Consider the following 13,867-nt stretch of genomic DNA (forward strand, 5'->3'; position numbering starts at 1 on the left):
CGAACTGGATCGTCGATATATGCGGCTCGCGCTAGCTCTTGGTCGGCGCGGACAGGGGCGTGTTTGGCCCAACCCCTCTGTTGGATGTATAATCGTTAATGACGGGCGCATCGTTGGCCGAGGGCGGACCGCTGACGGCGGGCGCCCGCATGGGGAAACTGTTGCTTTGGAACAGGCTGGGAAAGCTGCGCAGGGCGCGACCGCATATGTCACTTTGGAGCCTTGTGCGCATTTCGGGAAAACACCACCATGTGCTTCCGCTTTGGTGTCTGCCGGAATCGCGCGTGTCGTGGTCGCGGCCATTGATCCCAATCCATTGGTGTCAGGTAAAGGGATAGAACTTTTGCGTGCGGCGGGTATCACCGTCGAAACGGGCCTGTTGGCCGACGCGGCGGAGAGGGACTTATCAGGATTTCTGTCGGGTCAAACCCGTCATGTTCCCTTTGTCACATTAAAACTGGCGATGACGCTGGATGGTCGGATCGCAACCAAGGATGGCGAGAGTAAATGGATTACAGGCCCGGAAGCCCGCCGGAAAGTGCACGCGATGCGGGCAACGCATGACGCGGTGATGGTCGGCGGTGGTACTGTACGGGCTGACGATCCCAGTTTGGATATCCGTGACCTTGGTATTGATCGACAGCCAGTAAGGGTCGTTTTGTCCGCAGGTCTGAACCTACCGTTGGAGAGTAAGTTGGCAAAATCTGCCAGGATTCAGCCGCTTTGGATATGTATTGGGCAGGAAGCGGCGCCGGACAAGATATCGGCATGGCAGTCGGTGGGGGCCAAAACTATTTGCTGCGCAACGGAAGGACCAGCGCTCGACATGGCCTCTGTTCTACGAACTTTGGCGGCCGAAGGGCTTACGCGGGTTTTTTGCGAAGGTGGTGGAGAGGTCGCGGCATCACTGCTCACCGCTGATTTTGTTGACGAGCTTGTTGTGTTTGGAGCGGGAGCCGCGATCGGTGGCGATGGCAGACCTGGCATTGCGAAAATGGGTGTCTCTTCATTGTCGCAAGCGCCACATTTACGCTTGATCTCAGTGGAGCGGGTTGGCGCGGATATTATGAGCCGCTGGGGCCGTTAGCGCCAAATCCAATAAAAGCTCGCGAAAAGCCCTTGTAGTTTTGCCAACATCCGCAGTCCCAAGGAACCCCTCAGGGCAGTGCTGCTGCGCAGTCTCTCTACAGCGACCTCAACTGGGCAGGGCAGGCCTGTGACCGGATCATGATAGCGTGGGTAATCGATCAGCGCCGCATGGATGAGCGCCTCAAGGGTGGGGCGGGTGGTTCTGCGCGGCATTTCGAGGCCAAGGTCGCGGGTCAAACCCCAGCCAGCATAGAATGGACTGCCAAGGCAGGTGACAGGTTTGCCGTGTATCAAGGCTTCGAAACCGAGCAGAGATGTCATGGTCCAAATCTCGTCTGCGGCCAGCAAGGCGGCAATGGGATCGGTTTCGGTGAGAACTTGATCCGCGCTCAGGCTTGCATCGGGGACTTTTCCTTGCCTCAAGCCCGCCTCGACATCTGGATGCGGTTTGTACCAGATCTCGGCGTCAGGATTGGCTTCTCTGGCGCTCGTAAGGAGTGCTCGGTTTGTTCGAATTTTGCCGGTCCCTTTGCGGATTGAAGCATCATCTTCGACTTGTCCTACGACGAGGATGACATTGCGGTCTGTGCGCTGCGGCAGTGCTGTCGAACTGTTGAGGTTGTATTTCGAAATACTCGCATCCCGTATGGATCTTTTCAGGGCGTTGACGCGCTCTTGCTGGTCTTCGGTCAGCATCGGCGTTGCGTTGATGAGTGTTTCAAGCCGGCTAGGTCGCGACGGATCGTAATATATGCCTTGATCGTCAAGCGATAGGGATACAGGCGGTGTCAGTGCCGCGCCAAGACCGACCGAGCGGAGGAAGCCGTCCTCTACCCGCGTGGCGTCTGCAACGGTTTCGAAGTTATCTGAATTTGATGCCCAAACCATATGACGCCGCGAAGGGTCTGATCCCCGAAATCGGACAGCCTTCTCTCTGCCGAAAAACGCTTGAAAATGAGGTCGTTTCCAGAGGCGGATGCCATGGGCGATCCAGCCAAGGCGGTCTTCGCGATAGGCACGGCTTTGAGACTCAAGGATGTCGATCACGCGCGAAATATCGCAAGTCTTGCCCATGTAAGGGTCAAACCAGACTGGATATTTGACGTAAGCGCCAAGGAACAGTTGCGCGGCTGTGAGGCGGCGTTGACGGCGAGGAATTGGCATTTCATCTACGGTGAGGCCCCATCCGGCATAGAAAGGCTGACCGAAGACAATCGGTTTGTGACCCGCGAGAATTGCTTCAAAACCAAGTTGCGATGACACGGTGTAAACCGCTATCGCGCCGTCTAGGAGATCCCACGGCGAGCAAGTGTCGGAATAGAACTGAGTAGCAGGATCAACTAAGTCCTCCTCAAGGAAATGCCCGGTCCGATGCCCTTGATTGGTTTCAGGGTGCGTTTTGATTAGGATCTTGGTGCCGGGATGATCAAGCCGAGCACGGGTCAGCATCTCGAGAAAGCGTGCACGGTCCGCGCTGCAGCACAGGAGGCTTGCGTCACCATCTGTCTGATCAACAATCAGTACATAACCCGGCTCGGGTGGCGGTGTCGTGGGATCGTGGAGATTGTATTTGGACAGATGCAGCCGTCGTATGCGGGCCATCAGCGCGCGGGCTTTTGCCAGTTCCGATGAATGATCCAGCGGGTCTTCGAGCAAGAGCCTTTCCAGATCGGAGGTTTGGCTACCGTCAAAATGAACGCCGGTGTGATCGAGACAAAGGCCAAGCGGCGCGGCTCCATCGCGACCAGTTTTAACCGAGCGCAGGAAGGCGTCTTCGACCCTTAAGACAGCCGCGCCGGTCCGCTTGGTGATCTTGAGCCCGCGACGGCTGGTTGGGCTATTGCCCCAAATGGCGACTGTGTCATTGGGTTTTGGCAGGCCGATAGTCACTTTGAAACCGGCTGCCGCGAGTATTTTGCGGATAGGGGAGCGCAGAAAGCCCCCATTGAAAACAAAAATCCGCCGCGGAGGTGAGGCCGCGGCGGATTGAGATTGCGGTTTGATCATCCGATTAGTTTAGGCCTGAGCCAATGGACGCGGCGGCGTCGATCTGCTGGAGTGAGCCGAAGGCGGCTGCAATGGCCTTGTTGAACTGAACGAATGGCGCTTCGGTGACGTAGACCGTATCACCGTCGCGAATGGCGAAGTCACGGGCCATGAACACGCCGTTCGGTTTCGTTAGATCAAGCACATAGATGACGCGCTGGGTGCCGATGAGATCGTTGCGCCCGACGAGTTGTTTGGCGATTTCTTCCGGCTCGTTTCGGAAGACAAAAACGCCGGTTGGGTCTGCTGCGTTGGCGCTGAGGCCACCCACTTGGGCAATGGCTTCAATGGCGGAGATAGACTTGCTTTGGAACTGCACACGGTTTTGTGCGCCGGTTGCACCGAGAGCGGTGAAGCTGCGGGTGTCTTCTTCCACAATGATGCGGTCGTTGTTACGCAATGCAATATCAAGCCCAGGCATTTCATGCAGGTCTTCGAACCATACTGAACCGCGAGCCTCGCCGCGCACGACTGTGACCTGGGCGATTTCCGGCTCGATACGGACGCCGCCTGCGCGGGCGAGCATGGCGCTCAGTGTGCGTGTCGGGCGCTCAATCGGGTAGACACCTTGCGCACCAACACCGCCGAGGACGGAGACGCTAGCGCCATCACCCGCGAGGCGTCGCACTTGAACTTGCGGTTCGGGTGTTTGTTCTTCGAGCCGTTCGGTAATCAGGCGGCGCAGGGCTTCAGGTGTATTCCCCGAAGCGCGCAGGCGACCCGCATAAGGGATGAAGACAAAGCCTTGCCCATCGACCTGTACCTCGTCGAGTACGGTGGCGTTCTGGCCGCTCGGAACCAGTAGGCCGTCATCGACGTTTTCCCAGATTGTGATGCCGATCACGTCGCCGGGGCTGATTGTGTCAGAGCCGAGGATGCCAGCATTCTGGAAGCCGTCGGAGAAACCGAGCGCCGGCGCGACTGCCGCGATGCGGTTCACGCGGTCATCGACGGTCAGAACGAATGCGTCGCCTTCCTCCAGAACGGAGCCGGAGAAGATTTCGGCTTTGTTGGGGCCGGAACGCGGAAGGCCGCATGATGAAACAACCAATGCGGCGGCAAAGAGAAGCGCGCGACTGGCCAGTCGCTTGTTTAAGGGTTTCACTGCTCGGTCTCCTCGACCTGTTATTTTTGCCTCGATTTTTGGAAAGCGTAGTCGATCAGGCTCCGCAATGCTAGAAAAAGCGTGCAAGGTTAGCGTGTGTTTAGGGGGAACTGTTGCGCGTGAGACTCGCCGCCCGCTACTTGACCAGCCGCAAATTCTGGCGTGGGGGCAGCTTGCCGGCGCGGAGGGCGTCGTAGGGATCCTCCTCGCTGAGCATCATGTCGACCACTTGTCGCAACAGTTGGCGCCGGCCTCTGGTGGAATAGAAGCTGCCGGGTATCTGGCTGGTTTCAAGCAGGAACCGCCGATAATCGCGATAGGCACGGCTGTCGGGGCGCTGCGGATTCGCGAAGAAATCCTCGATGCTGTCAGCGGCTACGAATTCCGGTTTGTCATATACCGCCTTGCCAAAGACCTTCAGGGGAATGGCCCGCCAAAGCACCTGCTGGGCGGCGGTTGAATTGACGGTCACGGCTGTGCGGGCATCATCAAGGAGGCGCGCAAGTTTGCCGCCCCTGACATAGTGCACACGGTTGGAAATCCCGTATTTCCCTGCCAATTCACTGATCTTGCGGTTCAGGGGCAATTGGCCGTTCTCGAGTGGATGTGCCTTGAAAACGAGGTGGTGGTGTTTTGGTGCGCCTGTCGCGAAACCTGCAATGACCACTTCGAGAAACTCCGCCATCGAGTTGAATGGTGAGTGGGCGATAAAGCTGGAGTCATGTTCGAGCTGTAGCAGCGCAAGGTGGTACGGATAACCGCCGCGACCGATGCGCCATGTTTGCAGCATCCGGCCAAGGGCGATGACCGGCATAAGGAGCAAGCGCCGCGTGTAGAGGGTGGTTTCAGTCCACAGAGGCAGCGCGCGATGGGGTTGGAAATTGCGATAGTCGCCGTTCCTGAATAAAACGAACCAGTGGTAGAGTGCGCCATAGAAGATATGCTGGCGCATGTCGCCCCAGCGGGCTGGTGGTTCTGGAATATCCAGATCCGAGTGGGCCAATGCGCTGCGCATGTCGTCAATCGACAGATCCATCAGACGGGAATTGCCGTTGGAGCCATCGCGCTCGTAGGTGCACCAATAGGGGCGCATGTAGCCTTCTTCGAAAACATGAATGTTGATGCCCATTTCGCGCGCGATGTCGATAGCCTGGGCATGTATTGGGCGGGTGTCGCCGTAGAGGACAATGTCGGTGACGGAGTGCTTACCCAACAAACCTTCGAAGAATGCCGGCCAGTCGCCAGACGGGGCGGTGAACGGAATGTAGCCGCCGGCGCCGAACCAGAATGCGCGGTCCCCGGCGTTGAATCCGACACGAAAAACCTTGGCACCCGCGGCGCGGATCATACGGCCCAGACCGTAGAAGAACGGTCCGTGCGGGCCTTGGAGGAATAAAAAGGTTCTCTGCTCTTTTGACACCGAAGCCACCGAATGCACCAAGTAACACCGTCACTCTAGCATATTTTGCGGCGGTAATAAGACCTTAGGCTGAAATCGTCGCGGCGAAGTCTTGCCGGGATGCGCGCGAACTTATAGGTCATCGCAAGTGCCAAACAGGAGCAGATCATGTTCACCGGGATCATTACAGATATTGGCGAAATCCTCGAAATCGAGAAACGGGGCGATTTGCGTGCGCGTATTCTCACGCGGTACGACGTTGAGACGATCGATATTGGCGCTTCGATTGCCTGCGATGGGGTGTGCCTGACGGTCGTTGCCACGGGAGAAGCGCCGCGTAACTGGTTCGATGTCGATATCAGTGCGGAGACTGTGAACCTGACGAATATCGGGCAGAATGACTGGTCCGCAGGTCGCAGGATCAACCTAGAGCGGGCGCTGAAGATTGGCGACGAACTGGGGGGTCATATCGTCTCCGGCCATGTGGACGGCGTGGCGCATTTGGTCGAGATGTTCGACGAGGGTGACAGTACGCGCATGGTGTTTGAAGCCCCCGAACCGTTGGCCAAGTTTATAGCGCCTAAAGGGTCGGTTGCGCTGAACGGGACTTCACTGACGGTGAACGAGGTTGCGGGGTGCCGGTTTGGTGTGAATGTGATCCCACATACCAAAGAAGTCACCACTTGGGGCGATCGTAAAGTCGGCGATGCGATCAACCTCGAAGTGGACACGATGGCGCGCTATGTGGCGCGATTGCGTGAGTGGGACTAGGTTGCTTTCGACCTGCGTGACGGTCTTTGGGCGCGGGTGGTCGAGTTTGACAGGGCGCGGCAATGCCGGATCTTGCATTGCGACGCTGCAAGCCCTTTCCAATGCGGGCTTGCTGGATTAGATGCCCTGTAACGCCGAAAGGGAAGCCATGCCAACGCCATTTGAAACACCTGGTCCTGTCGAATCCGATTGGAGCGAAGCCATCAGCCCGATCGAAGAGATCATCGAAGATGCCAGAAATGGCCGGATGTTTATCCTTGTTGATCATGAGGATCGGGAGAATGAGGGTGATCTTGTGATCCCCGCGCAGATGGCGACACCCGAGGCGATCAATTTCATGGCGACGCATGGGCGGGGATTGATTTGCCTGTCGCTGACAAATGAACGGATCGAGACGCTTGGTTTGCAGCTGATGTCGACCAACAACTCCTCGCGCCATGAGACTGCCTTCACGATTTCGATCGAGGCCCGCGAGGGTGTGACGACGGGGATCTCAGCGCACGACCGCGCCCGCACGGTGGCGGTGGCGATTGATGGAAGCAAGGGTGCCGCCGATATCGCGACGCCTGGTCATGTGTTCCCTTTGCGGGCGCGTGCAGGCGGCGTGTTGGTCCGCGCAGGGCATACCGAGGCGGCTGTTGATGTAAGCCGTCTGGCGGGCCTGAATCCGTCCGGTGTGATCTGTGAAATCATGAATGAGGACGGCACCATGTCGCGGCTGCCGGAGCTTGTCTCCTTTGCGCAGAAGCATGGTTTGAAGATCGGGACGATCAGTGATTTGATCGCCTATCGTCGTCGCCACGATAACCTTGTGAAAGTCGAAACCGATCAAGTCATCGAAAGCGAGTTCGGTGGTGAGTGGCGGATGCGGATTTATTCGGACCTGACCCACGGCGACGAGCATATTGTGCTGTCCAAAGGCGATCTGGGTGGTGACGCGCCGGTGCTTGTGCGGATGCATGCCATGGACCCGATGCTGGATATCGTCGGCACTGGCCCCAAAGGGCGCGCATCGGAATTTAGCGCGGCGATGCATGCCGTGGCAGAAGAGGGACGGGGCGTGGTTGTCCTCCTGCGGGATACGGCGATGAAGCTTGATGTTGCTGACGAGGTATCGCCAAAGACCCTGCGCCAGTACGGGCTTGGTGCGCAGATCCTGAGCTCTCTGGGCTTGTCGGATATCGAGTTGCTGACCAACTCGCCCATGCCGAAGGTTGTTGGGCTTGAAGCCTATGGCTTACGGATTGTCGGAACACGAAAGATCGGGGTTTAAGATCAATGGCCGGTTCATCTCACCATATTCTGCCGCGTCCGAAGTTTGATACGCCGGTCAAGATCCTGATCGTCGTGGCCCCGTATTACAAAGATATTGCTGATAATCTCGTTGCGGGGGCGCAAGCCGAAATCGCTGCAGCGGGGGGATCACATGAGGTGATCGAGGTGCCGGGCGCACTGGAAGTGCCGACCGCGATTGCGATGGCGGAGCGCTTGAGCAGCTATGACGGATATGTGGCGCTGGGCTGTGTGATCCGTGGTGAGACGACCCATTACGACACCGTTTGCAACGATTCGAGCCGCGCGCTTCAGTTAATGGGGTTGCAGGGGCTTTGCATTGGCAATGGTATCCTGACTGTTGAAAATAAGGACCAAGCGGATGTGCGGGCCGACCCTGAGGGCCAGAACAAAGGTGGTGGCGCGGCTGCTGCGGCCTTGCACCTGATTGCGCTGGAGCGTAAGTGGGGCGGCGCCCGAAAGGGTGTCGGTTTTACCGGTGATATCCTCCTCGCCCGCAACAAGGACGGCAGCGAAAACGCATGACCCGCTCATCTCCTCAATCCCGCAGCATGAAATCAGCGTCGCGGCTTTATGCCGTGCAAGCGCTCTTCCAGATGGAGGCGTCCGAACAGACCGTTGAGGCTGTGTGCCGCGAGTTCGAGGACCATCGCTTTGGCGCGGTCTATGAGGGCGAGGAAATGCAGGAGGGGGATGTCGACTTCTTCCGCAAGCTTGTGGATGTCGCCGTTGATCAACAGGCCAAGATTGACCAAGCAACGGATCGCGCGCTGGTGGCCAAGTGGCCGATCAAGCGGATTGATCCAACGCTGCGCGCCTTGTTCCGCAGCGCTGGTGCTGAATTCGTAAACGCGGAAACGCCGCCGAAGGTAGTGATTGTCGAGTTTGTGCAGGTGGCTGAAGCATTCTTCCCCGAAGGGAAGGAGCCGCGTTTTGTGAATGCGGTGCTTGATCACATGGCGCGTGAGTTCCGGCCTGACGCTTTCTGATAACGGGCCTGTGGCCGGTGGCTTGACGCCGCGCATCCGAGGCAATTTGTCAGGCTGATTTTTGTCTCGTTGGGCGTGTAGTATACTCAGGAACCACGACTCTGGAGGCTGCTATGCCGAAGTTGATTGCGCTTTATATTCGCAGTGTGGCGATTGGCTTTGCCTTGGCGGGACTGTTCGTGGGCTTATTGCTCTGGCTCGACATTGCCGGATTGGGCGGGCTTGTCTGGCGCTCTGATCAAATGGTGTTGGCGGTTGCGATGCTGGTGATGTTCCACGGGGTGGTCTTTGCCGGTGTGCAATTTGCCTATGCGATTATGAGAATGGCAGAGCCGAGCGGCGGGCAGGGGGGACGTGGAAAACCCATTCAAAACAAGGCTTTGATTCCTGCCCTCGTGCGGGCAGTGCCGCCCGCGAGGCGGCGGTAAAAGGCGGCGAGAACCACAGCGACCGTATGGGTTACGAATTCCCGAGGACCTGTGTGAACAGGTGGGCGCCAGATAAATAGGCCAGGACCTAAACAGAGCCAGCTCCCTCGGATTTGCTTAAGGCCACCGGAATTGACCCGTGCTACGCGAAGAGCAGAAACTCGCCTGCGTGACAGGTAGGGCCTACGCGCTTTCGGCGCAAGGGGTCAGAGATCGTCTTCGGTGCTTTCGAGATCAAGGAGCCAGCCGCCGGGGCCGACGATATGATCCGGAAGCCGGTGCAAGATCCGCTCGACGACGGCGAGGGTGATCATTGCAAGGCCGATTTCGGTAAGGGTGATGTTGCCATAGAGAAACGCGAGCAGACTCATAATCAAATTCTTTCGTTTCGCCCCGGAACCCTGATCGGGGGGAAATGCGGCAATCCCGTGGCGGCGAGGGGGCGGTCAGGTGATTTACCGAATATTTACGAAACAAACCGTTTCAAACCGTGAAATATGCATATCTCTTGCAGGGTGGAAAATGGGATTGACCAATGTTCTCCTTATGTTCATGTTAAGATCATGCCGATAAATGAACTTGCATCCAGTTTAGAGCAAAACCCCCTAACAGCCGGTCAACTGATCGCGCGGGGGGTGTGTAGGCATTTGCTTTCGCTGGATTTTGTCTCGGTCGAGGAGCTGGTGCCGACGCGCGGATTGCGGGTCGATGTGATGGCGCTTGGTCCGAAGGGCGAGATTTGGGTCATAGAGTGCAAATCGGGCGTGGCGGACTTTCGCACCGATCAGAAGTGGCAGGGCTATCTGGAGTGGGCGGATCGTTTCTTTTGGGCGGTGGATACCGACTTTCCGACTGAGATTCTGCCTGATGAAACGGGGCTGATCATTGCTGATGCCTATGGCGCCGAGGTCATTCGGATGGGGCCGGAAACGCCGCTACCAGCGGCGCGGCGCAAGGTAATGACGCGCAAATTCGCCCGCCATGCGGCGCGGCGCCATCATTGGGAACGGGATCCGGGGCTTAGCGCTTCCCGCCGCTGGTAACGCTGCGCGCGGCGATGGCCGCTGCGCGAATTTCTTCAGCGATTTCATCGGCTTCGTCGGGTTCGAAATCCATTGGGATCTCGACGCCATCGGCCTCGATGAACAGCCGGACCATGCCGCTGTCGGTGGGACCGATTTGCAGGTTGGCTTCGACGTCGCGTTCTGTGTTGATACCCATGGGTGGATGCTCCTGAAAAACGTTCATTGAGTACAGTCTGGCTTTCAGCGATGCAAGGCGGCAAACATGCATTTGCGGCGGATTAGCCCCTTGCAATCTGTGAGCGGCGGCGGTAATTCCCCCGCCAGTGCCGCCTTAGCTCAGTTGGTTAGAGCGCTGGATTGTGGATCCAGAGGTCCCCTGTTCAAGCCAGGGAGGCGGTACCATCTCCCCCTACATGACAAGGTGAATGCCGCAGGGCAGAAAAACTGCGTTTTTGCGTGGAAAAGTGGATGCACAATCCATGCACAACTGATGCACATCCTATGCATATCGCACCTGCAGAAAGATGAACGGAAGGTTAAGAAGCTGCCGCTCAAAAAGCAGGTTTCGAGGACCGAATAGCACCGCAGGTGCCGGTCCTATCGCCAGACCGCCCGCGAGGGCTGGCGATTTGGATGGGGTGTGCCTCTGGGTAGAGGGCGAGCGGATGTGGTGGGATAAATTGCGCTGCTCGGGCGTTGGGATACCATCCTGTGGTCTGGCGACATCGCGTGCCTTCTTGGGGGCGAGCAGCATCGAAGGTGCAGGCCCATCGCCGCACCGCCCGCTAGGGGATGGTGATTTGGGTTGGGTGTGCATCAGTTTGGAAGGAGGACGGTTTCGATCTGTGAGTGCGCATGAGCGGACCCTCTTTCGTCGGTTCGTGTGTGTTTGTAATGCGGAGGGAACTGCCATTGGCGCCTAGCCGTGCCGTCGGTGGACCGGGGGCTGGCGATCAGGCGGTTGTGCTGAGTGGTTTATGCCCGCAAAGACACAGCATCTGTCTAAACTAGGCGCCCTACATCGACAAATCGCCAGACCGCTGGGCCGGTCCGGCGATGGTACGGCGGGGCTATAGCCCCTTGATTCCGTGCATGGCCTTCGCATTGAATGTCCGCCAAGGGCTCTCTTACTCCGCGCCGATCATAACCCGCTGCTGCAACTGGCTGGTGGCGCGGTCGAAGATGAGAATTTCGTTCTGGCTCGTCACCACAGCAAACCAGTCGTCGCCTTGGGTGAAGGCTTGCGCGGCGGCGCCGTCGGGCAGGGTGATGCGTTCAGGCAGGGGGAGGGGGTCTGCATTCAGGCGGATGACAAGGGCCGCAATCAGGACTAGGAAGCCTGCAATCATCACGACGCTGAGCACTGTCACCAATCGTTTGAGAAACACGATCTGGGGTGGCAGGGGGGCGTCGTTTTCTGGCATGGGGTCCATATGACCGAGTCCCTTATTGAATTCCGGATCGAAGCTGATCCTCCGTCCCGCCTTGATAAGGCGCTTTCGCGTGATGTGCCAGAGAGTGCATCGCTCAGCCGGTCGCGGCTGGGCAAGCTGATCGAGGAAGGGGTGGTGAGCATTGACGGGGTGACCGTTACCAATCCTCGCCAGAAGGTGGCTGAAGGGGCCGCGGTTTCGATCCGTGTGGCGGTTGCCAGCGAGAGCCATATCGGCGCGGAAGACATCCCGCTTGATGTGGTGTGGGAAGATGATGACCTGATCGTGGTGAACAAGCCTGCGGGGATGGTGGTGCATCCGGCACCGGGCACGCCCAGCGGCACGCTGGTGAATGCGCTGATCCACCATTGCGGGGAGAGCCTTTCGGGTGTGGGCGGCGCGAAGCGGCCCGGGATCGTGCACCGGATCGACAAGGATACCAGCGGGCTGTTGGTGGCAGCCAAGAGCGACCGCGCCCATCACGGGCTGGCGGCGCAGTTCGAGGCGCATGACGTGCAGCGCCGCTACATGGCGATCTGCTATGGTGTGCCTGAACAGAGCGACCCTCGCCTGCATGGGGTGAAGGGGACGAGCTTTGAGGGAAGCAATATCCTCAAGATCCAGACCTTCCTTGGCCGCCACCGGACCGACCGCCAACGGCAGGCGGTGAGTTTCAACGGCGGGCGGCATGCGGTGACGCGGGCGCGGGTGATCGCGCCCTTGGGCATGCCTGCGGTGGCGGCGGTGCTGGAATGCTGGCTGGAGACAGGGCGCACGCATCAGATCCGTGTGCATCTGGCGCATTGCGGGCACGGGTTGATTGGTGATCCGGTTTACGGCGGGCGGCGCAAGCTGTCGGAAAAGGCGGTGGGCGAGGCAGGCCGTGCGGCAGCGCTCGATTTCCCGCGCCAGGCGCTGCACGCGGCGACGCTAGGCTTCATCCACCCTGTCACCGAGGAAGAGTTGCAGTTCGAGGCGCCTTTGCCCGACGATATGCGCGGGCTGATCGCCGCTTTGGACCGCAACGCGGCACAAGATCTGGCGGATCACTGACGATCCCATGTGCGTGAGCGCACTGAAATGTGGGGTGCATATGGCGGCTCACAGGTTCATATTAGTCTCAGAAATTGCATTTCGGGGCTTGAATCGGCCCCGGGTGCGCCCATATTGATGTTAAGCCCGTAAACATAGGGCAACAGAAACCGATTAACGGGGGTCTAAGGTGAGTAATTATGCCAATCTTCCGGCACCATCGCCGGAACAGGGCTTAAACAGGTATCTTCAGGAAATTCGGAAGTTCCCGATGTTGGAACCCGAAGAGGAATACATGCTGGCCAAGCGCTGGGTGGATCATGAGGATTCCGGCGCGGCGCATAAGCTTGTCACCAGCCATTTGCGGCTCGCGGCGAAGATCGCCATGGGCTATCGCGGCTATGGATTGCCGCAGGCTGAGGTGATCTCGGAGGCGAATGTGGGCCTGATGCAGGCGGTGAAGCGGTTTGACCCAGAAAAGGGCTTCCGCCTTGCGACCTATGCGATGTGGTGGATCCGTGCCTCTATTCAGGAATATATCCTGCGTTCGTGGAGCCTCGTGAAAATGGGTACCACCAGCGGCCAGAAGAAGCTGTTCTTCAATCTGCGCAAGGCAAAGGCGCGAATCGGGGCGCTGGAAGAGGGTGATTTGCGCCCTGAGAACGTCAAACAGATCGCGCATGATCTGGGCGTGACCGAGGAAGAAGTGATCTCGATGAACCGGCGGATGTCGGGCGGGGATGCATCGCTCAACGCCACGATCGGCAGCGAAGATGACGGTACAGCGCAATGGCAGGACTGGTTGCAGGACGAGGATGCCGACCAAGCGAACGACTATGCGGAGCGCGACGAGATGGATGCGCGCCGCGAGTTGCTGGCCGAGGCGATGGACGTGCTCAACGAGCGCGAGCGGGATATCCTCGTGCAGCGGCGGCTGTCAGAAGAAAGCATCACCCTTGAAGACCTGAGCGCGCAATACAGCGTGAGCCGCGAGCGTATCCGGCAGATCGAGGTACGGGCTTTTGAGAAGCTGCAAAAGCGGATGCAGGAGCTCGCGCTTGAAAAGGGTATGCTCGAAAACGCCTGATAGGTGAAAAAGTTCAGTTTGCAGCCCCGGCCGGAGAGTCTCCGCGCCGGGGTTTCTTTTGTGAAAAGTATGTTTTCGCGCCAAGGGGAGGCGGAAAGCACTGCTTTGGTGATAATTATTAACTATTCTTTTGGGGTAACGGGTGTTTCTTTGGGCTCTGCAATATTCCT

15 protein-coding genes and 1 tRNA gene are annotated in these 13,867 nt (G+C 58.3%); 10 read left to right on the plus strand and 6 right to left on the minus strand.

What is annotated here, in order from left to right; genetic code table 11:
* Positions 1–19: 19 nt before the first annotated feature.
* Positions 20–1,087 carry a bifunctional diaminohydroxyphosphoribosylaminopyrimidine deaminase/5-amino-6-(5-phosphoribosylamino)uracil reductase RibD gene (ribD, locus tag AB1E42_RS06070; RefSeq protein WP_368346381.1) on the plus strand — a complete coding sequence of 356 codons (1,068 nt, stop codon included), beginning with the start codon at positions 20–22 and terminating at the stop codon, positions 1,085–1,087.
* Here ribD and AB1E42_RS06075 read toward each other — a convergent pair.
* From AB1E42_RS06075 to AB1E42_RS06085, 3 genes are all read right to left on the minus strand, one after another.
* Positions 1,084–2,979: a capsular polysaccharide biosynthesis protein gene (locus AB1E42_RS06075; RefSeq protein ID WP_368346094.1), complete on the minus strand. Its 1,896-nt coding sequence runs from the start codon at positions 2,977–2,979 to the stop codon at positions 1,084–1,086. The two genes, ribD and AB1E42_RS06075, sit on opposite strands and share 4 nt — an antisense overlap.
* A 121-nt stretch (positions 2,980–3,100) precedes the next feature.
* On the minus strand, positions 3,101–4,240 hold the full coding sequence (locus AB1E42_RS06080) for a polysaccharide biosynthesis/export family protein (protein ID WP_368346095.1): 1,140 nt from the start codon (positions 4,238–4,240) through the stop codon (positions 3,101–3,103).
* A gap of 136 nt (positions 4,241–4,376) precedes the next feature.
* Positions 4,377–5,669 (minus strand): capsule biosynthesis protein, encoded by a 1,293-nt coding sequence (locus AB1E42_RS06085; RefSeq protein WP_368346096.1) that lies wholly within the window; start codon positions 5,667–5,669, stop codon positions 4,377–4,379.
* A 138-nt stretch (positions 5,670–5,807) separates the two neighbouring features.
* On the opposite strand from AB1E42_RS06085, the gene AB1E42_RS06090 reads away from it, so the two are divergent.
* From AB1E42_RS06090 to AB1E42_RS06110, 5 genes are all read left to right on the plus strand, one after another.
* Positions 5,808–6,410 (plus strand): riboflavin synthase, encoded by a 603-nt coding sequence (locus AB1E42_RS06090; RefSeq protein ID WP_368346097.1) that lies wholly within the window; start codon positions 5,808–5,810, stop codon positions 6,408–6,410.
* 148 nt (positions 6,411–6,558) lie between these two features.
* Positions 6,559–7,683 (plus strand): 3,4-dihydroxy-2-butanone-4-phosphate synthase, encoded by a 1,125-nt coding sequence (ribB, locus tag AB1E42_RS06095; protein WP_368346098.1) that lies wholly within the window; start codon positions 6,559–6,561, stop codon positions 7,681–7,683.
* Between the two features lie 5 nt (positions 7,684–7,688).
* A complete protein-coding gene (locus AB1E42_RS06100; protein ID WP_368346099.1) occupies positions 7,689–8,228 on the plus strand; it encodes a 6,7-dimethyl-8-ribityllumazine synthase in 540 nt (179 codons plus the stop codon).
* Positions 8,225–8,692 carry a transcription antitermination factor NusB gene (nusB, locus tag AB1E42_RS06105; protein ID WP_368346100.1) on the plus strand — a complete coding sequence of 156 codons (468 nt, stop codon included), beginning with the start codon at positions 8,225–8,227 and terminating at the stop codon, positions 8,690–8,692. The genes AB1E42_RS06100 and nusB overlap by 4 nt, the downstream gene beginning before the upstream one ends.
* A gap of 113 nt (positions 8,693–8,805) precedes the next feature.
* Entirely contained in the window at positions 8,806–9,120 is a 315-nt protein-coding gene (locus AB1E42_RS06110; protein WP_368346101.1) for a hypothetical protein, read from the plus strand.
* Between the two features lie 206 nt (positions 9,121–9,326).
* Here AB1E42_RS06110 and AB1E42_RS06115 read toward each other — a convergent pair whose 3' ends face one another.
* On the minus strand, positions 9,327–9,491 hold the full coding sequence (locus tag AB1E42_RS06115) for a hypothetical protein (RefSeq protein WP_368346102.1): 165 nt from the start codon (positions 9,489–9,491) through the stop codon (positions 9,327–9,329).
* A 192-nt stretch (positions 9,492–9,683) separates the two neighbouring features.
* On the opposite strand from AB1E42_RS06115, the gene AB1E42_RS06120 reads away from it, so the two are divergent.
* Positions 9,684–10,163, plus strand: a complete 480-nt coding sequence (locus AB1E42_RS06120) for an MmcB family DNA repair protein (protein WP_368346103.1) — start codon at positions 9,684–9,686, stop codon at positions 10,161–10,163.
* Here the strand turns inward: AB1E42_RS06120 and AB1E42_RS06125 are convergent.
* Positions 10,141–10,341: a DUF6324 family protein gene (locus AB1E42_RS06125; protein ID WP_368346104.1), complete on the minus strand. Its 201-nt coding sequence runs from the start codon at positions 10,339–10,341 to the stop codon at positions 10,141–10,143. The genes AB1E42_RS06120 and AB1E42_RS06125 overlap by 23 nt on opposite strands.
* A gap of 129 nt (positions 10,342–10,470) precedes the next feature.
* Here AB1E42_RS06125 and AB1E42_RS06130 point away from each other — a divergent pair.
* Positions 10,471–10,547: transfer RNA gene (locus AB1E42_RS06130), tRNA-His, on the plus strand.
* Between the two features lie 725 nt (positions 10,548–11,272).
* Here AB1E42_RS06130 and AB1E42_RS06135 read toward each other — a convergent pair.
* Complete coding sequence (locus AB1E42_RS06135) at positions 11,273–11,578, minus strand: DUF6476 family protein (protein WP_368346105.1); 306 nt, start codon at positions 11,576–11,578, stop codon at positions 11,273–11,275.
* On the opposite strand from AB1E42_RS06135, the gene AB1E42_RS06140 reads away from it, so the two are divergent.
* Together AB1E42_RS06140 and rpoH are read left to right on the plus strand one after the other, a co-directional pair.
* Positions 11,579–12,631, plus strand: coding sequence for an RluA family pseudouridine synthase (locus tag AB1E42_RS06140; RefSeq protein ID WP_368346106.1), 1,053 nt, complete (start codon positions 11,579–11,581; stop codon positions 12,629–12,631). It abuts the gene before it with no gap.
* 169 nt (positions 12,632–12,800) lie between these two features.
* A complete protein-coding gene (rpoH, locus tag AB1E42_RS06145; protein ID WP_368346107.1) occupies positions 12,801–13,697 on the plus strand; it encodes an RNA polymerase sigma factor RpoH in 897 nt (298 codons plus the stop codon).
* Positions 13,698–13,867 lie beyond the last annotated feature (170 nt).

Origin of the sequence: Pelagovum sp. HNIBRBA483 (assembly GCF_040931995.1) — a bacterium.
In the GTDB taxonomy this organism is placed as follows: domain Bacteria; phylum Pseudomonadota; class Alphaproteobacteria; order Rhodobacterales; family Rhodobacteraceae; genus JAEPMR01.